At 54.8% G+C, this 24,349-nt stretch carries 26 protein-coding genes; 19 read left to right on the forward strand and 7 right to left on the reverse strand.

Features of this window, described 5'->3' with window-relative positions; genetic code table 11:
- Positions 1–365: 365 nt before the first annotated feature.
- Positions 366–965 (reverse strand): alpha/beta fold hydrolase, encoded by a 600-nt coding sequence (locus BLP91_RS06125; RefSeq protein ID WP_091567737.1) that lies wholly within the window; start codon positions 963–965, stop codon positions 366–368.
- A 189-nt stretch (positions 966–1,154) separates the two neighbouring features.
- Between BLP91_RS06125 and BLP91_RS06130 the strand changes: the two genes are divergently transcribed.
- The 9 genes from BLP91_RS06130 to BLP91_RS06170 all read left to right on the forward strand — a co-directional run bounded on the left by BLP91_RS06130 (position 1,155) and on the right by BLP91_RS06170 (position 10,197).
- Positions 1,155–2,459: an acetamidase/formamidase family protein gene (locus BLP91_RS06130; RefSeq protein ID WP_091567739.1), complete on the forward strand. Its 1,305-nt coding sequence runs from the start codon at positions 1,155–1,157 to the stop codon at positions 2,457–2,459.
- Positions 2,460–3,236: 777 nt separating this feature from the next.
- On the forward strand, positions 3,237–3,653 hold the full coding sequence (locus tag BLP91_RS06135; RefSeq protein WP_091567743.1) for a hypothetical protein: 417 nt from the start codon (positions 3,237–3,239) through the stop codon (positions 3,651–3,653).
- Entirely contained in the window at positions 3,622–3,987 is a 366-nt protein-coding gene (locus tag BLP91_RS06140) for a DUF2620 domain-containing protein (RefSeq protein WP_091567745.1), read from the forward strand. The genes BLP91_RS06135 and BLP91_RS06140 overlap by 32 nt, the downstream gene beginning before the upstream one ends.
- 3 nt (positions 3,988–3,990) lie before the next feature.
- The gene (locus tag BLP91_RS06145; RefSeq protein WP_091567748.1) at positions 3,991–5,289 is read left to right on the forward strand and encodes a YhfT family protein; all 1,299 of its coding nucleotides are present in this window, start codon (positions 3,991–3,993) and stop codon (positions 5,287–5,289) included.
- A gap of 21 nt (positions 5,290–5,310) precedes the next feature.
- The gene (locus BLP91_RS06150) at positions 5,311–6,234 is read left to right on the forward strand and encodes a phosphotriesterase family protein (protein WP_091567750.1); all 924 of its coding nucleotides are present in this window, start codon (positions 5,311–5,313) and stop codon (positions 6,232–6,234) included.
- Complete coding sequence (locus BLP91_RS06155; RefSeq protein WP_091567753.1) at positions 6,231–7,352, forward strand: aminotransferase class V-fold PLP-dependent enzyme; 1,122 nt, start codon at positions 6,231–6,233, stop codon at positions 7,350–7,352. Before BLP91_RS06150 ends, BLP91_RS06155 begins: the two co-directional genes overlap by 4 nt.
- 16 nt (positions 7,353–7,368) lie before the next feature.
- Positions 7,369–8,523: an alanine racemase gene (locus tag BLP91_RS06160; RefSeq protein ID WP_091567756.1), complete on the forward strand. Its 1,155-nt coding sequence runs from the start codon at positions 7,369–7,371 to the stop codon at positions 8,521–8,523.
- Between the two features lies 1 nt (position 8,524).
- Positions 8,525–9,715: a phosphopentomutase gene (locus BLP91_RS06165; protein ID WP_091567758.1), complete on the forward strand. Its 1,191-nt coding sequence runs from the start codon at positions 8,525–8,527 to the stop codon at positions 9,713–9,715.
- A gap of 197 nt (positions 9,716–9,912) precedes the next feature.
- A complete protein-coding gene (locus tag BLP91_RS06170; protein ID WP_091567761.1) occupies positions 9,913–10,197 on the forward strand; it encodes a hypothetical protein in 285 nt (94 codons plus the stop codon).
- 57 nt (positions 10,198–10,254) lie between these two features.
- Here the strand turns inward: BLP91_RS06170 and BLP91_RS06175 are convergent, their stop codons facing one another.
- Together BLP91_RS06175 and BLP91_RS06180 are read right to left on the reverse strand one after the other, a co-directional pair.
- Positions 10,255–10,959 carry a hypothetical protein gene (locus tag BLP91_RS06175; RefSeq protein WP_091567764.1) on the reverse strand — a complete coding sequence of 235 codons (705 nt, stop codon included), beginning with the start codon at positions 10,957–10,959 and terminating at the stop codon, positions 10,255–10,257.
- Positions 10,960–11,069: 110 nt separating this feature from the next.
- Entirely contained in the window at positions 11,070–12,185 is a 1,116-nt protein-coding gene (locus BLP91_RS06180; protein ID WP_091567851.1) for an isocitrate/isopropylmalate family dehydrogenase, read from the reverse strand.
- A gap of 130 nt (positions 12,186–12,315) precedes the next feature.
- Between BLP91_RS06180 and nagZ the strand changes: the two genes are divergently transcribed.
- The 8 genes from nagZ (at position 12,316) to ccpA (ending at position 19,420) form a co-directional block, all read left to right on the forward strand.
- Positions 12,316–14,073: a beta-N-acetylhexosaminidase gene (gene nagZ, locus BLP91_RS06185; protein ID WP_176757862.1), complete on the forward strand. Its 1,758-nt coding sequence runs from the start codon at positions 12,316–12,318 to the stop codon at positions 14,071–14,073.
- A gap of 9 nt (positions 14,074–14,082) precedes the next feature.
- On the forward strand, positions 14,083–14,532 hold the full coding sequence (locus tag BLP91_RS06190; RefSeq protein WP_091567769.1) for a DUF948 domain-containing protein: 450 nt from the start codon (positions 14,083–14,085) through the stop codon (positions 14,530–14,532).
- A 20-nt stretch (positions 14,533–14,552) separates the two neighbouring features.
- Positions 14,553–14,849 carry a YtxH domain-containing protein gene (locus BLP91_RS06195; protein ID WP_091567772.1) on the forward strand — a complete coding sequence of 99 codons (297 nt, stop codon included), beginning with the start codon at positions 14,553–14,555 and terminating at the stop codon, positions 14,847–14,849.
- A 116-nt stretch (positions 14,850–14,965) separates the two neighbouring features.
- The gene (locus BLP91_RS06200) at positions 14,966–15,388 is read left to right on the forward strand and encodes an EamA family transporter (protein WP_091567776.1); all 423 of its coding nucleotides are present in this window, start codon (positions 14,966–14,968) and stop codon (positions 15,386–15,388) included.
- A gap of 285 nt (positions 15,389–15,673) precedes the next feature.
- Positions 15,674–16,207, forward strand: coding sequence for an RNA polymerase sigma factor (locus BLP91_RS06205; protein ID WP_176757863.1), 534 nt, complete (start codon positions 15,674–15,676; stop codon positions 16,205–16,207).
- 11 nt (positions 16,208–16,218) lie between these two features.
- The gene (locus BLP91_RS06210) at positions 16,219–16,965 is read left to right on the forward strand and encodes an anti-sigma factor family protein (protein ID WP_091567781.1); all 747 of its coding nucleotides are present in this window, start codon (positions 16,219–16,221) and stop codon (positions 16,963–16,965) included.
- Positions 16,966–17,075: 110 nt separating this feature from the next.
- On the forward strand, positions 17,076–18,167 hold the full coding sequence (locus tag BLP91_RS06215) for a bifunctional 3-deoxy-7-phosphoheptulonate synthase/chorismate mutase (protein WP_091567783.1): 1,092 nt from the start codon (positions 17,076–17,078) through the stop codon (positions 18,165–18,167).
- A 224-nt stretch (positions 18,168–18,391) separates the two neighbouring features.
- On the forward strand, positions 18,392–19,420 hold the full coding sequence (gene ccpA / locus BLP91_RS06220) for a catabolite control protein A (RefSeq protein WP_091567785.1): 1,029 nt from the start codon (positions 18,392–18,394) through the stop codon (positions 19,418–19,420).
- 177 nt (positions 19,421–19,597) lie between these two features.
- Here the strand turns inward: ccpA and BLP91_RS06225 are convergent, their stop codons facing one another.
- Entirely contained in the window at positions 19,598–19,993 is a 396-nt protein-coding gene (locus BLP91_RS06225; protein WP_091567788.1) for an acyl-CoA thioesterase, read from the reverse strand.
- Between the two features lie 118 nt (positions 19,994–20,111).
- Between BLP91_RS06225 and BLP91_RS06230 the strand changes: the two genes are divergently transcribed.
- Positions 20,112–20,306, forward strand: coding sequence for a hypothetical protein (locus BLP91_RS06230; protein ID WP_091567790.1), 195 nt, complete (start codon positions 20,112–20,114; stop codon positions 20,304–20,306).
- Positions 20,307–20,370: 64 nt separating this feature from the next.
- Here BLP91_RS06230 and BLP91_RS06235 read toward each other — a convergent pair whose 3' ends face one another.
- From BLP91_RS06235 to BLP91_RS06245, 3 genes are all read right to left on the reverse strand, one after another.
- Positions 20,371–21,531, reverse strand: coding sequence for an acetoin utilization protein AcuC (locus BLP91_RS06235; protein ID WP_091567792.1), 1,161 nt, complete (start codon positions 21,529–21,531; stop codon positions 20,371–20,373).
- A gap of 61 nt (positions 21,532–21,592) precedes the next feature.
- Positions 21,593–22,225: a GNAT family N-acetyltransferase gene (locus BLP91_RS06240; protein ID WP_091567794.1), complete on the reverse strand. Its 633-nt coding sequence runs from the start codon at positions 22,223–22,225 to the stop codon at positions 21,593–21,595.
- Positions 22,226–22,372: 147 nt separating this feature from the next.
- Positions 22,373–22,570, reverse strand: a complete 198-nt coding sequence (locus BLP91_RS06245) for a hypothetical protein (RefSeq protein ID WP_091567796.1) — start codon at positions 22,568–22,570, stop codon at positions 22,373–22,375.
- A 44-nt stretch (positions 22,571–22,614) separates the two neighbouring features.
- On the opposite strand from BLP91_RS06245, the gene acsA reads away from it, so the two are divergent.
- Positions 22,615–24,309, forward strand: a complete 1,695-nt coding sequence (gene acsA / locus BLP91_RS06250; RefSeq protein ID WP_091567853.1) for an acetate--CoA ligase — start codon at positions 22,615–22,617, stop codon at positions 24,307–24,309.
- The last annotated feature ends 40 nt before the right edge of the window (positions 24,310–24,349 follow it).

Here is a 24,349-nt window from a genome sequence, read left to right on the forward strand (position 1 = left end):
GGGGAGAGGTTTCGATGGGCAATGTATTTGACCTGTATGAACAGGAGAACCCGTTCTCATAAAGGAATTAGCCACCTGCTTTCACGTTTAACGTAAGGCTATCCGCATCAGAATACATTCACTTTTGTTCCCTATTCAGCACGTCCCTTAAGACCGAAGCCCACTTCTCGGGCATATCCATGAATGATCCATGATGACCAGGGAAGGTTACAATGTCACAACCTATCCTTTCTGCCAAGATACCTGCCGCCCGTGCCAACCAAGTTTTATGTTTTAAAGCCCATTCCCCCACCCCGATAAACATGCTTACGTCATTTTCCTTCATTCTGTCGGTGTCCGGCAGATAATTTGTTACAGGAAGAAGTTCATTTTAGACGGGGCTGATCCGGTTGTATACGCTGGTTTTTTGCATACGCTTCTGCCTGTTTCTGTGCCTTTGCCAACTGCCTCACAGGAACATTGATTCCTATAACAAACCGTAATGCTGCGATGTAAGGGCCACCTATCCCGTATCCAGTCTTATAAACACTTGCAAAAAATCGCTTCCATTTTTTAGATTTAGGAAGAATGCCGGGAATAGGTGGTTCGTGTGGGATAACCACTCGACAAGCGTGTGGCTGTGTTTTTGCCATGTCCAGTGCTATGTTTGCACCACTACTGTTACCAAGGACATATGCCGAAGTTTCACCTGCCGCTTTGATGACTGCTACAGCATCACGGCTCTGTTGGCTAATCTCGAAATTTTGTGGATGGTTCATAGTACTTCGTGCATTTGAACGGCGGTCATATGTCATTACCTTAAATTCGTCACTGAGAATGTCTGCCAGTTGCATAAAATGATCAGCATCACCACCACCAGGTGAAATCAATAGTAATGGATCTCCCTGCCCACGCACCTCGAAGTATAGCGTGTCACCCTCATTCGTAATATGACCGATCTGAACATTGGTCTTGTAAATAGACATATCCGTTTCCCCTTAATTCTTTAAATTATCATGTTGGCTAATCTCGATGAAGTTTGTTGTCCTGTATATCTATGCGAGGCTTTTATCGATTTCCGCATACTATAATAAGGGTGAGGGACACACCCGAGATGGCGCAACCTTCATCAGCAAAGGCTGCGGTCCATACGACTCACAAAGGGGGAGAGTGGGATGGAGGAAAACCAATCGTGTGAGACTGTCTATGTCAATACGTTTACAAACGGTGTACTGGATCCAGCACAACCGATGCTCGGTCCTGTTCGCGATGGGGGCCATATTGTCGCGAACACGACTCCCGGATGTTGGGGGCCGATGATCACACCCAGTTTGCACGGTGGCCACGAAGTGACCCAACCGGTTTACGTAGAAGGAGCGAAGGTGGGCGACGCCATCGCCATCCGCATTAAATCGATCCGTCCGACATCACGAGTCACATCATCCGGCAACGATAAAACGATAGAAGGGCGGTTTCTGGGAGACCCGTTCGTCGCAGCGAAATGCCCGGAATGCGGCACATCCCATCCGGAGACGCGAATCGAGGGGATCGGGCAAGAGGCGATCCGGTGCATAGAGTGTGGTGCCGACGTGACACCGTTTACTTTTACGAACGGTTACACGATGGCTTTCGACAGTACCGGGGAGATCGGTGTTACTTTGAATAAAGAAGCGACTGAGAAGGTGGCGCACGACGGACGGAACTATATGGCGATCCCTGAACACTCGGTGCAAAACCCGATCGTCACGTTTGCCCCATACGATATTGTCGGTGCTGTCGCCAGAATGAGGGCCTTCTTGGGACAGTTAGGGACGACTCCGTCCCGTCCTTTTCCTGACTCGCACAACGCCGGTGATTTCGGCTCATTTTTGGTCGATGCACCGCATGAGTATGCGCTGACGAAGGAGCAATTGAAAGACCGGACAGACGGCCATATTGATGTGAACCGCGTTCGCGAAGGTGCTATTTTGATTTGCCCGGTAAAGGTTCCTGGAGGTGGTGTGTACCTGGGGGACATGCACGCCATGCAGGGGGACGGTGAAATCGCCGGACACACGACCGATGTGTCAGGGATCGTAACGCTGCAAGTACATGTGATTAAAGGTCTCAATACGGACGGTCCGATTTTGTTGCCTGTTGAGGAAGATCTTCCTTACCTCGCCAAACCGATTACGGAAAAAGAAAAGGCTAAAGCGCTAAAGCTTGCCCGGCAGTGGGGTATGGAGAAATTAGAGGAGACACTCCCTGTTTCTTTTATCGGCACAGGTGCCAACTTGAACGAAGCGACAGACAACGGGCTGCAGCGTGCCGCCGACATATTGGGCATGACTGTACCCGAAGTGATGAATAGAGCAACCGTAACAGGTTCCATTGAAATCGGACGCCACCCGGGTGTCGTCACCGTTACCTTTTTAGCACCTGTCGAGCGATTGGAGACAATCGGGATCGCCTCGTTCGTCCGCGAACAATACGCCATTTAGTGATAATAAAGCAAATGAACGCCCTGTGGTCTAAAGCCGCAGGGCGTTTTTTCCGCTGGCGTTGCAGCGGCGTCCGCACTTGAATGGCGGTCACTTGGTCATCGATGCCGTTTTTCTTGAGGCTGCCTCCGCCGTAGACGAGCAGCACCTCCTTCCCGAAAACACACTATTCCATCTCGGCAGGAATCAGAGAAGCAAAGCAGCCCGCAGACAGGGCTGCTTTTTGTGTGGACTTGTGAAAAACGCTTTACTGACGAAGGCGCCACCATCTGCCACCGAGGTATCCGTTATTTCAGCTGGTTTCTTCCGTTTGGGGGCTACGTTCTGATGGGATGGCCTTCACCCCGATGGATCTCAGGCGTATATGACGAATACTCCAAACTCGTTTTCATCAATACAACCAACCATTTGATCGTCGTAGGGCCATCCTTGGAGACTATCCCATGTGAGTCGCTATCACTCCCTGCAGCTTTGTCCCTCTCCATGCTTCCGGAAATAAAGGGGTCGACGAGGTGCTAAGGGGCGGGACTGCCAGGATACAAGGGTCAACGGGTCTCGATCCTGTCGCATGGAAGGTGAGGGTGGCGATTATCAAGCGTATTTCTCAGGTTTGACTAGGCCAAATCGGATGATCATGGACGTCCTTATTTTTCCCGGCACGCGGTGAGCTGGTTTTTTAGTATGCCATCCCGTTCCCTCTCTATTAAGGCTTGGACGAATAAGCGCTGCCCGAAGTCATACAATTACAAATATACAGGTTGTTGGAGGTGAGGGTGTGTGGTTCAGCAGACGAAGAGACGGATGGAGCGGTTGGTTCAGAGTGGGGTGGTGGACTCGGAGGCGGCAGAACTGACAGTGGAGGCGATCGAGCGTTTCCCGGATCCGTTGACCGAATCAGCCGCGTCGATGGTGGAGCAGATGACGACCCATCTGGTGATGGCCCTCACTCGGGTGTTTCGAGGGGAGGCGTTGACCGAACCCCACCTGAGTGAAGCGATGAGGGCAGAAGTCGCCTCCTCGCCCCATCGGGAAGAAGCCCGACGGCAGGTGGCGTGGCTGAATCGCCGTTGTGGGCGGGCTCTCCCGCAATCGGAACAGGACTTTTTATATCTCTACTATGTTCTGTTGCTGCAGGAAACACGCGGGAAAAGGAGGGGTAGCGATGAAAATCGTGATCGGCGGACAGGTGGATAAGCAGGAGGTGGAGCGGTTGGTGCGGATGCATAGCGGCGGGCGGGTGACGACGGAAGTGATGAGTGATTTGGATGCGGCTGTCGCTTTAAAAAACGGGGAGGCGGACTATTACCTGGGGGCGTGTCATACGGGAGGCGGGGGCGCTCTGGCCATGGCGATGGCGGTGCTGGGCGCATGGAGGTGCGAGACGGTATCAATGCCGGGGAAAAAGCCGGATGCCCAACGGATTGTGAAAGCGATGGAGTCTGGGAAAAAAGCCTTCGGTTTTACTGCCGATCACAAAGAGGCCGCTGTGGGGTCCATTATGGATGCCCTGGTGGGAAAAGGGAGATAACCGATGGAGATGATCCTGGTCATGCTGGTGGGCGCTGTGGCTGCAGTCCTGGCCAACCGAGGCATTGCTGTCTTTAACGATGGCTTGCGACCGATCATGCCGGAGCACATCGAGGGGCGGATGGACCGCCGGAGCTTGGCCCTCACCTCCTTGGCCATGAGCTTCGGGTTGGTATTGGGATTCGGCATCCCCATCTCCTTGACCGCCAGCATTTTATTGATCCACAGCATCCTCTTGGGCACAGATATCATTGGGCTGTCCGTCCCCGGTAACCGTTGGGGGACGCCGGCGGCCGCTGTCATCGGCGGAGCATATGGGGCCGGGTTGCTCTTGGGGTTGGAGGGATTTGTCCGGGTCTTTGAAGCGCTGCCGGTGGATCTGTTGCAGCCTCTGGAACAGGTGGGGGCGCCAGTGGTAGTCGCCTTTATCGCCTTTCCCGCCCTCGCTGTCGCTATCCAGTTCGGAATCGGCAAAGGGGTCTGGACTTTTGCCGCCTCAGCCTTTGTCCGCCAGTTGGTGGTTTGGGCCAATGAGCAGCAGCTGTTCAGCTTCGGGACTGTCACGATAACAGTCAATCCCGAAGGGCTGGCGCTGGTGACCGGAATGGCCTTTTTGCTGGTGTTTGCGATGGGAGAGAGCTCTTCGAAACAAGACGGGACTAAAATGGATTTAACGGCTCTGTTTAGCCACCGCGTGCAGCGAATTCGGAAGAATTTGATCTCCTTTATGGTGATGGGCGGTTTAATCGCTGCCTCCACCCATCTGCTGGTGATGGCGGGGGACCCGATCTCCCTGCAGCTTGCGGCGGAGGGAAAGCAGATGGAAGCCGGGCTCGCCGCCGCGGCCCGGGCTCTCGGCTTTCTGCCTTTGGTGGCCAGCACGGCGATCGCCACCGGCGTTTATGGCCCCGTCGGATTTACCTTTATTTTTGCGGTGGGGTTGCTCCTGCCCCAGGCCTGGTTGGCAGGGGTGGCCGGTGCGGGGATCATGATGTTAGAGGTTTTGCTTTTGAGCCGCCTGGCCCGGTTTCTCGACCGATATCCCGGGGTGCGGGAGGCTGGATCCAACATCCGCACAGCCATGACCCGGGTGCTTGAAGTGGCGCTGTTGATCGGCGGGGCCAACGCAGCCCACGCGATGGCACCTGGGCTTGGTTTTTTTCTAATCGCCGGATTTTATGTGTTGAATGAAGCGGCCGGCCGTCCGGTGGTACGGATGGCGGTAGGGCCCATCGGTGCCATCGCTGTCGGCGTCATCGCCAACCTGCTCGTCTTTGCCGGTATCATGGCCGTGCCGCAATAGCCGCATTAAGGAGGTGTTCGGGTGATTCAAACGGTGACGGGAATGATCCATCCCTCGGAACTGGGGATCTGTGCCGCTCATGAGCACCTGTCGATCGACCGTTCTCACCGGCAACAGGACCCCGATGCGGTGCTGGGGGCGGGGGATCCGTTACGGGAGGAATTGGCCGCCTACCGGCAGGCGGGAGGCGCTTCCCTGGTGGAAGTGAGCAACGTGGGCATGGGGCGGAATGTGCGGGTCTTGGAAAAGCTGAGTCGGGCCAGCGGGATCCGCATCATCGCCGCTACTGGGTTTTATAAGGAGCCGTATCTGCCGGAGTGGACGAGAGGGTGGGATCGGGAGCGATTCGCCTGCCATATGGTCGAGGAGGTGGAGCGGGGGATCGATGGAAGGGGGATTTGGCCCGGGGTAATCGGGGAGGTGGGCAGTAGCTGCGACCAGATCACCGACCGGGAACAAGCGGTGTTGGAAGGGGCGGCGTTGGCAGGGCGACAGACGGGGTTGCCGGTGACGACCCACACCACCCTGGGTACGATGGCGGTGGAGCAGGTTCGTCTCTTCGAAGGGATGGGGCTGCCGCCGGATCAGCTGATTATCGGCCATCAGGATTTGAACCGGAACCGGAATCACCTAATGGAAGTGGTCCGATCCGGGGCTTATGTGGGATTTGATACTGTGGGCAAGGAGCGCTACCGCAGCGATCATCGCCGTATAGAGGAGCTTTGTTTTCTCTTTGGCAAAGGATACGGTTTTCAAATCCTGTTATCGGCGGATCTTACCCGAAAATCCCACCTGCGACAAAATGGGGGTCCCGGCTATGATTACCTGCTTCGGGTCTTCGTCCCCGCCTTGCGGGCAGCCGGATTCAGCGAACAGGAACTGGAGCTGATGTTGAAGGAAAATCCCGCCCGAGCCTTCGCCCGGCGAAAGGGGGAGTCGGCATGAACCGGGAGACGAGGGCGACCCACCTGTTGCCGCTGATGGATCTGGCGGAAGCGCAGCAGCGACAATTTCATCTGGTGGAAGTGATCGCCCGGCACTTTCAGGGGGAGGAGATGTTCCAGCGGGGGGATGTGGGTCTTCATCCGGCGGAAAAGCGTCCCCGCTTCACCGCCAGGGTGGAAAAAGTGCTGGCGGAGGTGTTCGGGGCCGAAGACGCGGTGTTGGTGCGAGGGGCGGGTAGCGGAGCGATCCGTTCCTTGCTGGGAGCCCTACTTACCCCCGGGGCTTCCCTGTTTTTGCACCGGGCGCCGGTCTATACCACCACCGAGGAGACGCTGCGCCTCTTCCAGCTGCGGCCGGTTTACATCGATTACAACGATCGGAAAGAAGTGCGGCAGGCGATCAAAGAGCACCCGGAATGCCGGCTCTTTTACATCCAACATGCTCGACAGCAGCCCGCCGATGTATACGATCCAGGTGGGCTGATCCGGGAGGTGCGCCGGGTTCGGCCGGAGATGATCCTGGTAACCGATGACAACTACTGTGTGTTTAAAGTCCCCCGGATCGGCGTGGAACTGGGGGCGGATTACACCGCTTTCTCGGGGTTTAAGCTGTTGGGCCCCGAAGGGGTCGGCGTGGTGGTGGGCCGGGAAGCGAACGTGTCGGAAATTCGTCGGCGCAATTACTCCGGCGGCGGTCAAGTCCAGGGGTGGGAGGCGATGGATTTGCTTCGGTCCCTGGTGTGGGCTCCGGTCTCCCTGGCGGTTCAAAACAAGCAGACGGATCAGTTGTGCCGCCGCCTAGAAACAGGGGAGGTTCCCGGGGTGGCCCGTGTCTGGATGTCCAACTCCCAGTCTAAAAACGTGATTGTGGAATGGAAAGCCCCAGTGGCTTCCCAGGTGATTGCAGCCAGTGAAAAGTACGGAGCCGCCGTTTATCCGGTGGGGGCCGAATCCCGATATGAAATCCTGCCGATGATCTACCGGGTGTCGGGCAGTTTCCTTCAGGCGCGGCCGGAACTGGCGGAGCGGGGGATTCGGATCAACCCGATGAAAGCGGGGGCGGATACCGTGATTCGCATCCTGCGCCAGGCGGTGGCTGAGGTGTCGGCGATCTTTTGAAGGAAGGGAGAGGGAGATGTTTCTCGATGCTTTGCGCCGTCGCAATCCGGCACTGGTGGAAGCTTGTGTCCATTTGCATCAGCAGGGACGGATTCCCCCTAATACCGTGGTGATCGATGTGGATACAGTACGGGAAAATGCCCGACACTTGGTGGAGACAGCGGCAGAGCAGGGGATGGCACTCTATTTTATGACTAAGCAGTTTGGACGGGATTCCGAGCTTTCCCGGGAGATTGCCGCACAGGGACTCACTCGGGCGGTAGCTGTCGATCTGCAGGAAGCGCGGCGTCTTTCTCAGGCCGGGATCCGAGTGGGACATGTCGGTCATCTGGTGCAGCCGGGTAAACATGAGTGGCCTCAGGTGCTTCAGATGGAGCCGGAAGTGGTGACACTGTTCAGTTTGGAACGGGCCCGGCAGCTGTCTCAGGCCGCCCAGCGCATGGGGCGGGTGCAAGGGGTGATGCTTCGGGTGGTCAAGGAAGGGGATCGGTTTTACCCCGGGCAGCGGGGAGGATTTTCCCTGGCCGACCTTCACGCTTGTCTCCCGGAACTACTGGATCTCGCCGGTATCCGTGTGGAAGGAGTGACTTCATTTCCGGTAGCAGAGGCGGCAGCGGGTAAGGGCGGTTTCCGATGGACCCCCAATCTGCAGACGTTGTTGGAGGGAAAAGCGATCCTGGAACAGGCGGGAGTGGAGGTGAAGCAGGTGAACGGGCCCGGGATGACTTCCTGTGCGCTGCTCCCCTTCCTAAAACAGAGAGGGGTGACCCACGGAGAGCCGGGCCACGCGTTGACCGGCACAACACCGCTCCATGCCGGGACGCAAAATCTTCCCGAGCGGCCAGCCCTGGCCTATGTGACCGAAATTTCTCACCGGGACGGGGAGCATCTCTATGTGATCGGCGGCGGGTTTTACTCCCGGTCGCGGGCGGAGGGGGCTTGGGTCGGTTCCACGGCTTATGCCGCCCTGAAATGTCGCATCGCCTATCACCCTGTACCACCGGGCACGATCGATTATTACGGAGCTCTACAAGAGACGGAGGGGGTCCAGATCGGCGATACCGCCGTTTTCTGTTTCCGGACCCAGGTTTTTGTCACTCGGGCCCATCTGGCGTTGCTCTACGGGGTGGGTCGCCATCCGATACGCATCCGTCTGCTGAGGAGGGGTTGAGGTGGGAAAGGCGATTCTGCTGGTGTTAGACGGCTTCGGCATCGGAGCGATGGAGGATTGCGTCGCCTGTCGTCCGGAGGATGTGGGTGCTGACACCTACGGGCATCTTCGGAAGCGAGGCGGGCTTGATATTCCTGTGTTGGAGCGGCTGGGTCTTGCCTGGCTGACCGGAGGGAAGGGGAAGCCGGAAGGCGCGGTGGGCCGGACGGCTCTGGCCCACGCAGGAGCGGATACCTACATGGGGCACCAGGAGCTTGTCGGCAGCCGCTTGAGCACGCCGGTTCCTCGATTGATGGCCGAGGTGTACCCGCATGTGGAAGCGGGGCTGAGGCGGAAAGGCTACCGTTTTCGCCGTCCCTGGCCGGAGCGGTCGCTGTTGTTGGTGGAGGAAGCGGTGATCATCGCCGATAACATCGAAACCGATCCGGGCAATATCCTAAATGTGACCGCCGACCTGAGCCGGATCTCCTTTCCTCAAGCGGTGGCCATCGCCAAAGCTGTGCGGAGTGAGGTGGATGTCAGCCGGGTGATCGCCCTCGGAAACGCCCGTGTCTCCATCCAAGATTTGTTGGCAGCAGTAAAAGAGCGAAACCCCGGGCAATGGGGGGTGGACAGCCCCGAGGCTGGGGTTTATGGATCCGGATATCAGGTCAGGCACCTGGGATGGGGGATCGATCTGAGCCGTCAGTTTCCCGCCCTGGCAGAGAAAGAAGGACTCCCGGTTTATCGCATCGGGAAAACCGCCGACGTGATTGAAGGAACCGGCTGGGCCGCGCCGCTGGTGGAGACAGAGCAGGTGTTGGCGGAGCTGGAGAGAAACTACCACCGTGCACCGAGGGAGGCAGCCTTTCTCATCAATGTGCAGGAGACAGACTTGGCTGGCCATCAGCAGGATGCAAACTGGTATGCTTCGATTCTCAATCAAGTGGATCGCTGGCTAAAGGGTTTTCTTCCCGCGATGACTGCCGGAGATCTTTTATTGGTGACAGCCGACCACGGCAACGATCCGACCATCGGTCATCCTCGCCATACCCGGGAGTACACCCCGGTGCTGGCGGCTGGTGCCGGGGTGCGTCCCACCTTTCTGGGAACCCGGACCACCCTGGCCGATCTGGGCGCCACTTTGGCCGATTATTTCCGGTTGGATCGGCCAGAAGCCGGTAGCAGTTTCCTCAAAAAGCTGTATGGATAAGGATTGCGAATAGGTTACACACCGCCTTTGCTACAAAAATTTCGTAAATCGGACAAAAACCCTTCTCATTTTTGGAATCTCGTTTAAAATAAAGAGATAGACGATGAACATAGCAATTTTTATCCTTGATTCTGTTTCTTTCCTGTTGTTTACGGGAAGCGATTGATGGACACCGGCTCGAAAGGAAGGTAAGACCGATGGATGATCAGAAGCGAAATATGATGGCTATTGTCCTCCGCATGATTAAAGAGGTGTATCACACGACCGTCAAACTGGAAGAGGTGCTCGGTTCCAGCAGTGTACAGATTTTGTCCCGGGACTTCGATCCCTTGAATGAATTGCTGGAGGCAATGGAATATCCGCAGGAAAAGACCGATTTGGTCTATGAGCTGATCCAGGTGTACCTGGAAAATGAGATGACCCTGGAAGAAGTGGTGATGGGCATCGAAAGCGGTATGAAAGAAGTGTCTGCCGTCAACTGATTCGTACAGCCGGGGACCAACCCGGCCATTTTTATGTCCGAATTCCTCGGGTCCCTATCAGCGGTGAATCGTCAACGGTCCTACTTCTTGCCGAGAAAAAGAGAGTTTTCCATTGAGATCGGATTCCAGGTGGACAAAGCGGTAAGCAGGCCGGATGCGACTGTTTTCCCTCTCGAGGGGGGCGACGACCAGCGAATCCTTGTATGTATCGACCACCACCAGCGGTTGCCCCTGGTTGGAGACAAGAAAGTGTTCCCGGTTTTTGGCGATCATCGATCCGCTGCTATAGGAGACAGAGACCATCATCAGAGCCAGCAGGACGACGGCGATCAAGTTGGTGATCCGCTTCTGTTTTTGAGCCAGGTGGAAGAAAATGAATAACAACACCGCATGGAACAAGAACAGAAAAACGACGGTCAAAAAATATTCCCGGTTGAGGGAAAAGTTTAATTTCATGCCCACGATGACAGCAATCATCAGTGGAATCAACACCGCAAACAGGTGAGGACCGTATTTGCGGAATTGGGGTATCGTGATGCAGAGGGCGGCGATAAATAAGGTGAAGATGATCACACAGATGGACAAAACCACAGAGGTTAGATGAATTTCTACGAACATCGAGGGAATACCGAAGTGGGTTTTATAACCCAGGTCGCTCAGGTAAGAGGAAAAATAGCCTAATCCAGTGATTCCGGCCAAAAATACCCCTTCGGGAGTGTGTGAGAGCAGTTTCTGAAGCGTTTGATTCCCTTTATCGGACAATCCGATCGATCCTCCTTGTGAGATGGTGATATACAACGATTATAGACAAGATGGGTATTCTTTGAAATAAAAATAACCCCGTCCTGAAGACGGGGGGGTGACAGGAACGGTCACATTTGCAGGTTGTTCCAGACCTCCAGCTTGGTCTGTATCTTTTGGATCACTTCGTTGGTAAATTCGGTCGTGGTGGCGCTGCCGCCCAGGTCCGCCGTCCGGTGACCTTCCTTTACCGTTTCGATAGTCGCTTCATAGACGGCCCGGGAAGCGACGGTGGCCCGTTCGGTGTCGAGATGGGAGAGCAGAGAAGCGGCAGCCAAAATCATGGCCATCGGGTTGGCCAAATTTTTCCCGTACAGGGTAGGCGCCGTCCCGTGGGGCGCTTCCGCCATCACTACCCGCGGATTAAATTCCTCGTCAAAGCTCATCAGAATCGATTCTGCACCGGCGATGGAACCGAAAAGCTGCAGAACCATGTCGCTCAAGCAGTCGCCGTCGCGGTTGAGGGCGGGGATGACCAGAGAGTCACCGGTGTTGTTGAGGAGAAGGGCGTAGGTGGCATCGATCAGTTGCGGCTCGTAGGCAACTTCCGGATAGCGCTTGCTGACGGCGTCCATCTCTTCCTTCAGCATGCCCTCGTAGATGGGGCTGACGGTATATTTGGGTCCGCCGAACACTTTGGCCCGGGTCCGCTTCGCGTGGCGGAAGGCATATTGGGCGACTGCCCGGCAGGTTTTGCGGTCAATGGCCTCGGTGCGGTAGGAGATTTCGTTGATTCCTTCTCCTTCCCGCCACTCCTTGGCACCATAGGCATCACCGACAGCCATCCGGATGACAGAGATGGGGGCGAAGGCACCGGCTACGGGGCGCACACCTGGGATCCGGCGGCCGGTGCGGACAATCACCTTTCCGTCGATCTCTTTACGAAGGATGGCGTTGGGGCTGCCCACATCCCCCTTTTCTTCCGGGGTGACGGTGGCAGCTTTTAGCCCGTAGCCTGCTTCCTTCATGGCACGAGCTGCTTCATACACCACTTCGTTTTTGGTTTTGCGGCGGTTTTCCAGGCTGAGATCAAAATGTTGCAGCCGGATGTCCAGGCCGATCACTTCCGGGTCCAACACCCGCAAAGCTTCTTCCAACAATTCCTGACCGGTCTGGTCCCCTTCTAGGACGACGATCGTTTTGGTTTCTTCCAACGAGATCACCTCTTCTATTATATCCTTTCCCATTATAACCGCCTGTTGTTTCCGGTTCCACACCGCTGAAGATTCGGAATAAAAGGGGATGTTCTCCTTTATAGGAAAGGAACCCCGGGATATAATGGGAGCAGGCGGCACAACGTTAAAGGGGTGGTACAGTTTGGCCCCAATTTTGCGGGGTTTGTTGGTATTCGTGTTGGCTTTATCCGTGCTTTTGTTGCCCGCTTCCCGCCCGTTGGAAACCGGTGTGAGGTTGGATCCCTCTGTTCTCTCCGCAGGCGAAGGGGCGTCCATGAAACAAGAGATTGATAGTATGATTGGTGAAATGTCCCTTAAGGAAAAAGTGGGACAGATGTTTATGGTCGGTTTCCAAAATGGGGAAGAGCCGGCCTATGAGATCAACCGCCAAATCCGGACCTTGATCCGGAAAGAAAAGGCGGGAGGTGTGATCCTGTTCGATCGGAACATCCACTCCCCGTCAGGAGTAGGGAGATTGACCAATCAATTGCAGCAATTGGCTTTGTTGGATTCGTCGCGGATCCCCCTGTTGATTTCCATCGATCAGGAGGGGGGAAAAGTGGCTCGGATGCGCGAAGGGGTGACGCAGTTTCCCGGGGCGATGGCCTTGGGGGCGACTGAAGATCCCCGCCTTTCCTACCGTGTCGGCCGGGTGACCGGTTCCGAGCTGCGGGCGATGGGGATCCATATGAATCTGGCCCCGGTGCTGGATGTGAATAACAACCCGAGCAATCCGATCATCGGTGTCCGCTCCTTCTCCAGTAACCCTGATCAGGTGGCCAGGATGGGATTGGCCCAGATTCGGGGATATCATGACGGGCAGGTGTTGACGGCGGTCAAACATTTCCCGGGACACGGCGATACATCCGTTGATACCCATGTCAACCTGCCTGCTATCCCGCATTCCTTGGAGCGGTTAAACCAGGTGGAGCTGGTGCCCTTTAAGCGGGTGCTCGATCAGACGGACGCTGTCATGTCGGCTCACATCACCTTTCCCAAGCTGGTGGAAACCCCGGGGCTTCCAGGCACGTTGTCCAAAAAAGTGCTGACTGGACTGTTGCGGGAGCGTCTCGGCTTTGCCGGGGTGATCATGACCGATGACTTGGAGATGGGAGCGATCGTGGAACACTTTGGCCCGGAGGAAGCAGCGGTCCGGGCGGTAAAAGCCGGTGCTGACATCCTGTTGGTTTCCCACAATCTCGACCATCAACAAGCGTCGATGGCGGCAGTGCGGCAAGCGGTGAAAAAGGGAGAGATTTCCGAGGAAAGGATCGATCAATCCCTAAGGCGCATCCTCCGACTAAAGTTGAAGCGGACCGGGGGCGTCTCCATCGCCGGAAAGCCGCTGGTCCCCGTAAGTCAGGTGAAGGAAAGGGTCGGAACAAAAGAACATGCCGCGGTGGCTCGTCGAGTGGCGCAGGAGGCCCTAACCCTGGTTCAAGATCGGGAGCAGCGAGTGCCCCTCGATCGGAAGCAGGTGGAAGATGTGTTGCTGATCTCCCCCGAAGGGACCGAGAAGCTGGGGCGTTCCCTCACTTCTCGCGGCTTCTCCGTTCGGGAAGTGGCCTTTGACTCGGATGCCCGGGAGGTTGGGGAGGTGATCGCTGAAGCGCGCCAAGCCGATGTGGTCATTATCGGCACCCAGGCGGATACCCCTGCACAAACCCGATTGATCCGAACCTTAGAAGCCAGAGGGATCCCGGTGATTGCACTGGGTTTGGACACCCCCTACGAAGTGTCGACACTGCCTGACCAAACCACGTATCTCGCTTTATACAGCACCGGTGAGCTCAGCCTGGAAGCAGCTGCTGACGCTCTGGCCGGCCGTCTGACTCCCCGGGGAGATCTGCCGGTAGACATCCCGGGAGCGCATGATCGGGGTAGTGAAGAGGAGCAGTGACCGCTTCACATGGCTATCAAACTGCAAAAAGGAGGAGAGGCGGACTTGGTGATACAAATCAGTGCCGCCGTCGCTGCAACTGCTTTTGTTGTACTGGTGGTTGCGGTGGTGGTTTCTCTCCGTAAGTTGAACCAAACGTTGGATTCCGTAGATACCACCCTGAACGAAGTGCGACCCAAGGTGGAGGCTTTGGCCGATGACTCCAGGAAAACCCTGGAGGAAGCGAGACAACTCATCAACGGGGTAAACAGAAAGACCGAGCAGACCGAGCCCTTATTTGAAAGCATTCAAAGCATGGGGGAAGGACTTCGGGAATTATCCTCCAGTATTACCCGCACCGCCTCCACTCAGAAAGAGCGACTGGGAAACGTGACCGCCCTCGTCAGTTCAGGAATGGACCTCTTGCGAAAATGGCGTTTGGACAAGCCGGTTAGAAAAAAGGGTAAACGGGTGAAATAAAGGATAAAGGAGATGATCCTATGGCCAAAAGCGGCAAACTTTTTTTCGGTGCGGTGATCGGCGGAATGGTCGGAGCGGCAACCGCCCTGCTGTTGGCGCCTAAAACCGGCCGTGAAACCCGTGAGGAACTGTGGAAAAGCTTGGATGAGGCTCGTCAGTTTCTGCGGGATCAATCGGAGGAGGCTGTCCGAAAAACCGGTGAAGGGGCGGAGACCTCGGACAAATGGATTGAGTTGCGAGAAGAACAACCTACCGCCGACGCGAATGAAAGCTGGGAAAAGGAATCCATGGTAGAAATCGGCGGGGCGAGGAACTGAATCGTCGAAGGGGCGCCTCCTGTCGGGGGTGCCCCTTTATGTTGATCGGCATGTCTATCTTCCTATTTCACCGCATATACATGGGACAAACCTGTGGACGGTGAACGGAGGTAGACATGAACAGAGAACTGCTCTTTGCCCTGTTGGCGGCGTTTAGTTTCGGTGTGGCCCCGATCTTTGAAAAGCTGGGTTTGGCTCGGACGGAACCCTCTGTCGCTCTGTTTATACGGGCGGGGGTGACGACTTTGGGCATCTCCGTCTATCTTTTCTTCCTGGCCAAAGGGGGAAAAGTTGAATTCCCCGATTTTCACAGTATCGTCCATATCTTGCTGGGGGGCGTTTTTGGTGTCCTTTTCGCCCAGTTTTTCTATTTTAAAGCTCTTCAGTATGGGGAAGTAGGGCGGGTGATGCCGGTGGTCGGCAGTTTCCCGGTGCTTGCCTTCCTGTTGTCGGTGATCGTGTTTGGAGAAACGGTAACATTCACCAAGATGATTGGAAGCATCCTGGTGGTCGCCGGTGTGATCCTTCTAGGTGATTAAATGCATATCGGTCCATATAAAGAAGAAATTGATAGGAAATGATGCTGTGAGTCCATCTATTCTATCTGGAGTGGGTTGTGCTTTTCGGTGGAAAATGTTCTCCTGTAACTGAAACCGAGGTGGACATCTGTCATTGTTATTTTTATTGCTCGAGACTCTCTGGGGAGTCACTGTCTCTGGAGTGTCATCTTTTGGCGGTTGGCAGCCCCAGGATGACTTGTTACGATCAAAAATATTGACACCGAAGATAAAAATAAGTACCGAATGGGAAGCGGGAGGATCACCATGAATGCTGATAATACACAGCGAAAATCCGTGACGGACGAGTTCCTGGAACGCTTGCAAGAACATCGGCGCTATCTGTATCATATCGCCTACCGGCTGACGGGAAACACCGAGGATGCCAAGGACCTGATGCAGGAAACCCTTTGGCAGGCCCATCGCAAATCGAATAAGTACGTCTATGAGAAGTCGCTCAAAGCTTGGCTCCGCACGATGATGACCAATCGCTTCAGAGACCAAAAAAGGAAAAAAAGTTTGAAGCTGGTTGCGTTGGAAGACGCGTTTATACAATCAGAGCCGCCTCATTCCGTGAATGTCTCTGTAGAGGAACAGGTGGAGCAGCGGATGATGTTGGAGCAGGTGAAAGAAGAAATCCAGAACCTGCCCGAGATTTACCGTCGGGTGGTAGTACTCCGACACTTCCGCAACTACTCCTATGCCGAAATATCTGAGGCTCTGGACATCCCGGAAGGGACGGTAAAAACACAGTTATTCCGTGCGCGGAAGATGCTGAAAGACCGACTCTCCAAAAAGTAAGGGGATCTTGGATGTCTTCTTCTTGCAAAGATATGGATCGCCTGATTCAGCTGTATGTGGACAGGGAGATCGGGGAGGAAGAGCATCAGCGATTAAAAGAGCACGTGCAAGGTTGTCATTCCTGTCGGAGGAATCTCCAGGAGATGATCACTCTCGTTCAATCCCTGGAGGAGATTCGGAATCACCGGGAAAAACCTTCTCCCACCGTTACCGCCTTCAATCATGCGATCAAGTGGACGGCGGTCTATACGGCCATCGCTTTTTTGGTCGCTTTTGTTCCAGGGATGATGCAGCATCGGAACGCTCAGATGAACGAGATGGCCGGTGCGCCCACTCTTCCTTCCACTAACGGTCCGCAGCAGTTGATGGTGCTGGCGACGCAGGCAGAACAGGTGCATATTCCGGAAAGCGATTACATTCGGGTGATTCGTCCCCGCAAAGTGAGTGAAGGATCGCGAATGGATACGGCCTTGATCTACCCCAGTGCTATGCCGCTGTTTAAACAAGGAAAACCGGACTGGTTGAAGAGAGTGAGGCGTTGCGTCTTTGTTCAAGTTCCAGATTACGAAACGCTGCAAATGATTCTAAAAAGTTCGGGTCTCTCTTTGGATCGAAAAGTAAACCCGTCCAACTTTCCCGTATCGCTGATCCTGACTACAGGGAAAAAACCCACTCTCAAGCTCTTTTCCTTCCCTCGGAATGAAAAGAAGATCTCCCATTGGTTCGAAGAAATCGCCGCCACCCCCGCCGCACCGTAAGCCGGCTGATCCGCCGGTTTTTTCTTTTGCCTTAAATCCATATTTAACCCATGACAGAAGAATGGCTTTTCGATATAATGGACCATAAAAATTCAGAGGGGAGTATGAAGATGAGCCACGAACTGGATCGACTGCGGCAAGAAGTCGACGAGGTAAACGTGAAACTGCTGGAATTGTTGAGCAAGCGGGCCGAATTGGCCCAAGCCATTGGAGAGGTAAAAAAGGCGCAAGGAATTCACCGTTTCGATCCCGAGCGTGAGCGTGATATGCTGAACTGGGTGTCGGAGGCAAATCCTGGCCCTTTTGATGATAAGACCATCCGGCATCTGTTTAAACAGATCTTCAAAGCTTCCCTCGATTTGCAACAGGAGGACCACAAAAAAGCGCTTTTGGTCAGCCGCAAACGGAAACCTGAGGACACAGTGGTCCACGTGGGGGATCTCCCCGTCGGCAATGAACAAAAAACCGTCATCGCCGGCCCGTGTTCGGTGGAATCGGAAGAACAGGTCAGGGAAGTGGCGCAAGCCCTCAGCAAGCAAGGAGTGGCCTTGCTTCGCGGGGGTGCCTTTAAACCCCGTACGTCCCCCTATGATTTTCAGGGATTAGGTGTGGAAGGACTGCGCATCCTGCGCCGGGTCGCCGACGAATTCGGGATGAAGGTGATCAGTGAAATCGTCAATCCCTCCGATATTGAAAAAGCGGAACAGTATATTGATGTCGTCCAGATCGGAGCGCGGAACATGCAAAATTTTGAGCTTTTGAAAGCGGCGGGATCATCTCAGCTTCCCGTTTTCTTGAAGCGCGGCATGTCCGCTACGGTGGAAGAGTTTCTATTCGCTGCGGAATACATCGTCTCTGGAGGAAATGATCAGGTGATGTTGTGTGAGCGGGGGATCCGCACCTATGAGAAATGGACCCGGAACACCCTGGACATTTCCGCCGTTCCTCTTTTGAAACAAGAGAGCCATCTGCCGGTCTTCGTCGATATCACCCACTCGACGGGGCGGCGCGATATTCAGTTGCCGGTGGCGAAGGCTGCATTAGCCGCAGGAGCAGACGGGCTCATGTTGGAGGTCCATCCGGACCCCGCCGTGGCACTGTCGGACGCCAACCAGCAGATCAATATTCCGCAGTTTGAGGCGTTTATGGATGAGATTCGGCAACATGGACGAATCCAGCGGAGCGAACCAGTGCTGGGATGAGATTTTATACAGGGATTTTACGATGATGCTTGCCTTTCGCCGGCCGAAATGGCCGGTTTTTTTCTTTTTTCGGCGGGCAGACTAGGCATATAGACTCTGGGGAAACCAAAGATTGCTGAAATTGTCAAGAATACCAGTCCGTTTCCCTTTGCACGGCTAAAAATTTATCGTATTCTTATACAAATAGATCGGAAAAACCATCAAAGCAAAATTGGGTGTGAAAAATGGCAAGGAAAAAGGAGACCATCACCATCTACGATGTAGCCCGTGAAGCGGGGGTCTCGATGGCCACCGTATCCCGGGTTGTCAACGGAAATCCCAACGTCAAACCGGTAACCCGGAAAAAAGTGTTGGATACCATCCGAAGGATGGGTTACCGCCCGAATGCGGTCGCCCGGGGATTGGCCAGCAAGAAGACCACGACGGTGGGAGTGGTGATCCCGGATATTTCAAATGCGTTTTTCGCTGAATTGACCCGGGGGATTGAAGACATCGCCACGATGTATCATTACAATATTATCCTGTGTAACTCTGACCTGAAGAAAGAAAAAGAGCTGCAACTGACAGAAGCTCTGCTGGAGAAGCAGGTGGACGGACTCTTGTTCCTCGGCGGAGAAGTGACGGAGGAACACCGGGAGGTTTTTTCCGGCTCCCATGTGCCGATTGTGTTGGCAGCGACCCAGGATCAGAGAGAAGAACGTCCTTCAGTCATCACGGACCAAGTGGGATCGGCTCAAGAGGCGACGGAAGTCTTGATTCGGGAAGGCCATGAGCGGATCGGTTTTCTGGGAGGCCCTTTGACGGATCCGATCATTGGTTATCCTCGTTATCAGGGGTATAGACAAGCGTTGGAGGAGGCGGGGCGAGCCCTCGATGAATCCCAGATCCGCCTCGGCAACTATCGCTACGATTCCGGGTACGAGCTGGCGATGGAACTGCTGAAGGGGGATGCGGCGCCCACAGCCTTGTTTGGTGTGAATGACGAAATGGCGGTGGGAGCGATCCACGCAGTGCAGGATCTTGGCAAGCGGGTCCCGGAAGATGTATCCGTCATCGGATTTGACAATGTTCCGCTGGCTACCCAGGTCCGCCCGCTTCTGTCCACTGTGGCCGTTCCCATGTATGACATCGGCGCCGTTGCGATGCGTCTGTTAACCAAATATATGAATGATGAGACCGTGGAACAGAATCAGGTGGTGCTGCAAAACCAATTACAATTGCGGGATTCAACTCGTTTGCAAGAAGCCGAATAATCGGGGCGAAATGAGAAGCCCACATGGGTCCTTGTTTGGGATAAATCCCACCGGTGTCCCATGAGAAAATCCCCCGTGTGTGCGGGGGATTTTCCTTTGTTATACGGGGTAAACAGATGTTCAGGGCTGAGTCATCATCGTTCTTCCAAACCCCATGACTCGCCTCGGCCGGTCTTTTTAACGCTGTTTTTGGTGCTGTTTCAGTTGCGAGCGGAGGTCCGGCGGGATCGGTTCCGGTTTTTGGGTCGTCTGATTAAAATTGATGTAGGTGGCGGTTCCTTTGGCGCAGGTCCGCCCTTCCTGAGTCAGCTCTTCTTCCAGAACAAAACTGGTGTTACCGATTTTTTTCACCCAGGTAACAATCTCGACCGGCTTTCCGTAATAAACCTGGGCCAGGTAATCCACATTCATATTGACGATGATCATGCGCCAATCGTTAAAGGAAAGGTTCGGCATAAACAGTCTGAAGATCGGTTCGCGGGCGGCTTCAAACCAGACAGGGATCGTTGTATTGTTGATGTGACCCACCCCGTCCGTCTCGGACACCCGCGGCTGTATAGTCGTGTGAAACATCAAAACCCCCCCTATCTTTTGAAAAATGATAAACCTAAACCACTCAAGTGAAGGCACGTGTATCGAAAGATTCTTCTTTTCGCATCCTATCTCCCAAAAGGAGTGGGGGCGATGCGGGATGTTTACATTTGAGTTTTGGGGACCGGGAGAGGAAGACTTGGCCAGAAAGCTAAAGGCTGACGGCGTTGAGGTACAATCCAGCGGGCAGGTGTACCGGGCGTCGTTTCAGGATAAGAGTTCCTTTGAAAACTGCCTTTGCAATATGGAGAAGTTGACCGATCAAAGGGTCTATGTGCAGGAAGCCGATCGATGAGGTGATCTCCCTCGTTGTGTGCAGTCATTATGAGCAAACCGGCTGTCTTCGGTCGGTTTTGCTTTTAGCAATGGTTCAGGTTGTAAAAGCGCAAAATTTGCTGCACCGTGGCTTCGTTGGTGCGGGTGATCTCCTTCCGACGGGGGATCGGCGGAAACAGATCCTCGGGGTCGTCTAGAGTAAGCGGGAGGGGGACCGGGCTTTCCCCCTGCCATCGGTCTCTCCATGCGTAAGGGATTCCCTTATTCTCCAGGACGATCCCCGCCATCTCCGCCCACAGATAGGTCCAAGCCCGGGGGACGACCCGCCAGATGTCGTATCCACCCCCGCCCAGGGCGACCCAGCGGCCATCACAAAGTTGGTGAGCCCATTCATGGATCAGCCGGGGAATTTCCCGGTAAATCATCATGGTGGTGGAGAGGTGGGTCATCGGGTCCCAACGATGGGCATCACAACCGTGCTGGGACAGAATGATGTCGGGTTGAAAGGATCGGGCCACTTGGGGCACCACCCGTCGGAAGGCGTCCAGCCAAGAGTCATCCTCGGTGAAGGCATCCAAGGGGATGTTGATACTGGTTCCCCAACCGGCTTGACCCCCCCGTTCGTACAGATGACCTGTTCCGGGAAACAGATAGCGGCCCGTCTCGTGGATGGAAAGTGTACATACATCGGGGTCATGGTAAAAGGACCACTGGACCCCGTCGCCGTGATGGGCATCGGTGTCGATGTACAAAACCCGAGCATCGTATTTCTCCCGTAGGTGGGCGATGGCCACGGAAGCATCATTATAAATGCAAAAACCTGAAGCTTTGCCTCGAAGGGCGTGATGAAGGCCGCCAGCGAGGTTGAGGGCGTGATCGAAACGCCGTTTCATCACCCCGTCAACGGCTTCCAGGGTGCCGCCGGCGATCAGGGAAGCCGCTTCGTGAATCCCGGGAAAGAGGGGGTTGTCCCCTGTGCCGAGGCCGTAGGCTTCTAGCCGCTCCCGGGGGATATTTCCGCTGTCGGCCCCTTTCACCGTTTCGATATAGCCCAGGTCATGGATCCGGTTCAACTCCTCATCGGAGGCGATACGCGGCGGGCGAAGGAAGTGAGGATGCCCGATATCAAAGGAACGGATCAGGTCAAGAGTCAGCTCCAGCCGTTTGTTGTTGAACGGGTGTCCATTTCCGAAGTGATACCGTAAATACTGGTCGCTATAGATGAAACAGGCTGTATCCTTCATCGATCACCCCTCCGTCACAGCCGGGGGTTTTGTCTTGTTACAGGTCCCCCTTCTGATCGCATCAATAAAAAATACGGTTTCGGAAGCGAAGGCGGTCAAACTTGGCTAGGGAGTCCAAGGGGACCCTGTTGCCAATTCGGACCATCAAACAATTGGCGGGGTGGGACGTGATCTCCTGATCATCGGTGGAAAAGCGCTCCATCCCCACCGTGGACATCAACTTTTCCATCATCTGCCGATATTCCCAGATGGAAAGACCGGTTCCTTTAAGATCCCAATGCCAGTAATATTCCGTTGAAATCACGATGTAGTTCTCCATGTAAGAATCAGAAAAGGCGGTTCGAAGAAGGGCCCGGGCCACCCCGTCCTTTCGGTAAGGGGCTGCCACTTCGATTGCCCCCAGCTCCATTAAATCCTCCATGTTTCCGCTGGACCAGTGCTCTAAGGGATCGGGATGGAGAAAAGTGACGTATCCGATTACTTCCGTCTCTGTTCGGGCAATGAGGACACGTCCTTCGGTCAACTGCGCGATCCCGATCAGAGCTGCACGTTGTTCTTCCGGGGGACGGAAAGCGATCAAACCGGCGTGAAAGGGGTACCGCTTCAAGGTGTTGGGGAAAAGGGGCCCTTCCACAATCAGTTCGCCCGAATCCGTTTGTAAACAGGTTCGATGGTATTCCTTCCGGTGTTCCATCAGGGATTTCGCCACCTCCATGGGGGCTGTCAGCAGAGTATAACGCTTATATGAGCAATTTTTGGCATATTTGTTTTCATATTAACACAAACAACTTTTTTGGAGTGGAGTTGATTCTTTCGGCGTTACAAACCTCTCGCATGATGTTCACTTTTTTGATAAAATTTGAGGCGTAAAAACTGCAAAAACACGAAAAAGAGGGAAGTAACGAACAATTTCCGGTGACGGGGAAACGGGCCCGGTGATGGATGCTTTAATTGAATGCGCTTCCAAATCTGCCAAACTATCGACCAAGATCCATTTGCTGACCGGGTAACGGTCCGTGGCCGGATGAAATTCCAGCAAAGAGGAGGGCATCCGAAGTGAAGCAAGGAGAACCGATCAAAGTCATGACGGAAGGAAACAACTTAAAATCCTACGAAGAAGCCCGGAAAAACTTTGACTGGAAAGAGGTTGAGAAGGCCTTTTCCTGGTATGAGACCGGTAAAGTCAACGCAGCCTACGAGGCGATCGACCGCCATGCGGAGTCGGGACGCCGTGACCAGGTTGCCCTGATATACAGCGACAACGACCGGGAAGAGAAATACACCTTCCAACAGATGAAAGAACAGTCCAACCGCTTCGGAAACGTCCTGAAAAAGGTCGGTGTCAACAAGGGAGACCGCGTATTTGTCTTTTTGCCCCGGTCCCCGGAGCTTTACTTCAGCCTGTTGGGGATCATCAAAGTAGGTGCCATCGTCGGCCCGTTGTTTGAAGCCTTTTTTGAAGCGGCTGTAAAAGATCGCCTTGAAGATAGTGGAGCCGTCGCCCTGGTGACCACCCGAGAGCTTCTGGAGAGGGTGCCTGTTGATGAGTTACCTGATCTGAAGCACGTGATCCTGATCGGAGCGGAAGAGAGCGACCTCAAAGACGGTGTCTTAAGCTACGAAAAGGAAATGGAAGCCGCTTCCCCCGAGCTGGATATCCAGTGGGTGGATCGGGAAGACGGGATGATCATGCATTACACCTCTGGATCGACCGGAAAACCCAAAGGGGTGTACCATGTCCACAACGCCATGATTCAACACTATATAACCGGGAAGTGGATTCTGGACCTGCAGGAGGGGGATGTCTACTGGTGTACCGCCGATCCTGGCTGGGTGACGGGAACGTCTTACGGCATATTCTCCCCCTGGCTCAACGGGGTGACCAATGTAGTCCGCGGCGGCCGGTTTGGTCCGGAAGACTGGTACGAAACCTTGGAGAAATACGGGGTGACCGTCTGGTACAGTGCACCCACCGCTTTCCGCATGCTGATGGGGGCCGGTGCCGATCTGGTGAAAAAATACGATCTGTCCAAAGTTCGTCATATCATGAGCGTCGGTGAGCCTCTCAACCCCGAGGTGATTCGTTGGGGTCTGGAAACCTACAACCGCCGTATCCATGACAACTGGTGGATGACGGAGACCGGCGCGATCCTGATCTCCAACTACCCGTCCATGGAGATCAAACCGGGATCGATGGGAAAACCATTCCCGGGCATTGAAGCGGCCATTCTGGATGATGAGGGGAACAAGCTGCCTCCGTACCAGATGGGAAATCTGGCGATCAAGGCCCCGTGGCCGGCGATGATGCGCAAGATCTGGAACAACGACGCCAAATACCAGGAGTACTTCCGGATCAAAGGCTGGTATATCTCCGGCGACTCCGCTTATCAGGATGAGGATGGCTACTTCTGGTTTCAGGGTCGCATCGACGATGTGATCAACACCTCTGGTGAACGGGTGGGTCCCTTCGAAGTGGAGAGCAAGTTGGTGGAACACCCGGCGGTGGCGGAAGCTGGGGTCATCGGGAAACCGGATCCGCTCCGGGGAGAGATCATCAAAGCTTTCATCGCCCTGCGTGCCGGTTATCACCCCTCCGACGAGCTGAAGGAGGAGATTCGCGCATTCGTCAAAAAAGGGCTGGCTGCTCACGCCGCCCCTCGTGAAATCGAATTTAAGGATAAACTGCCAAAAACACGCTCCGGAAAGATCATGCGCCGGGTACTGAAAGCCTGGGAACTGGATCTGCCCACCGGAGACCTGTCTACCATGGAAGGCTGAGTCGAAGACAGCCGTAAAAAGCCATGCGTTCCCCGTTGGA

The sequence above is a fragment of the Melghirimyces thermohalophilus genome, assembly GCF_900102685.1.
In the GTDB taxonomy this organism is placed as follows: domain Bacteria; phylum Bacillota; class Bacilli; order Thermoactinomycetales; family DSM-45169; genus Melghirimyces; species Melghirimyces thermohalophilus.

Coding starts and splice junctions, on each gene's coding strand:
- BLP91_RS06240 (WP_091567794.1), bottom strand. CDS start 22,225: ATGGAACACCGGAAGGAATACCATCGAACCTGTTTACAAACGGATTCG.
- BLP91_RS06215 (WP_091567783.1), top strand. CDS start 17,076: ATGAGCCACGAACTGGATCGACTGCGGCAAGAAGTCGACGAGGTAAAC.
- acsA (WP_091567853.1), top strand. CDS start 22,615: ATGACGGAAGGAAACAACTTAAAATCCTACGAAGAAGCCCGGAAAAAC.
- BLP91_RS06200 (WP_091567776.1), top strand. CDS start 14,966: ATGAACAGAGAACTGCTCTTTGCCCTGTTGGCGGCGTTTAGTTTCGGT.
- BLP91_RS06145 (WP_091567748.1), top strand. CDS start 3,991: ATGGAGATGATCCTGGTCATGCTGGTGGGCGCTGTGGCTGCAGTCCTG.
- BLP91_RS06170 (WP_091567761.1), top strand. CDS start 9,913: ATGGATGATCAGAAGCGAAATATGATGGCTATTGTCCTCCGCATGATT.
- BLP91_RS06125 (WP_091567737.1), bottom strand. CDS start 965: ATGTCTATTTACAAGACCAATGTTCAGATCGGTCATATTACGAATGAG.
- BLP91_RS06195 (WP_091567772.1), top strand. CDS start 14,553: ATGGCCAAAAGCGGCAAACTTTTTTTCGGTGCGGTGATCGGCGGAATG.
- BLP91_RS06230 (WP_091567790.1), top strand. CDS start 20,112: ATGTTTACATTTGAGTTTTGGGGACCGGGAGAGGAAGACTTGGCCAGA.
- BLP91_RS06130 (WP_091567739.1), top strand. CDS start 1,155: ATGGAGGAAAACCAATCGTGTGAGACTGTCTATGTCAATACGTTTACA.
- BLP91_RS06140 (WP_091567745.1), top strand. CDS start 3,622: ATGAAAATCGTGATCGGCGGACAGGTGGATAAGCAGGAGGTGGAGCGG.
- BLP91_RS06190 (WP_091567769.1), top strand. CDS start 14,083: ATGGCTATCAAACTGCAAAAAGGAGGAGAGGCGGACTTGGTGATACAA.
- ccpA (WP_091567785.1), top strand. CDS start 18,392: ATGGCAAGGAAAAAGGAGACCATCACCATCTACGATGTAGCCCGTGAA.
- BLP91_RS06225 (WP_091567788.1), bottom strand. CDS start 19,993: ATGTTTCACACGACTATACAGCCGCGGGTGTCCGAGACGGACGGGGTG.
- BLP91_RS06210 (WP_091567781.1), top strand. CDS start 16,219: ATGTCTTCTTCTTGCAAAGATATGGATCGCCTGATTCAGCTGTATGTG.
- BLP91_RS06180 (WP_091567851.1), bottom strand. CDS start 12,185: ATGGGAAAGGATATAATAGAAGAGGTGATCTCGTTGGAAGAAACCAAA.
- BLP91_RS06155 (WP_091567753.1), top strand. CDS start 6,231: ATGAACCGGGAGACGAGGGCGACCCACCTGTTGCCGCTGATGGATCTG.
- BLP91_RS06235 (WP_091567792.1), bottom strand. CDS start 21,531: ATGAAGGATACAGCCTGTTTCATCTATAGCGACCAGTATTTACGGTAT.
- BLP91_RS06205 (WP_176757863.1), top strand. CDS start 15,674: ATGAATGCTGATAATACACAGCGAAAATCCGTGACGGACGAGTTCCTG.
- BLP91_RS06160 (WP_091567756.1), top strand. CDS start 7,369: ATGTTTCTCGATGCTTTGCGCCGTCGCAATCCGGCACTGGTGGAAGCT.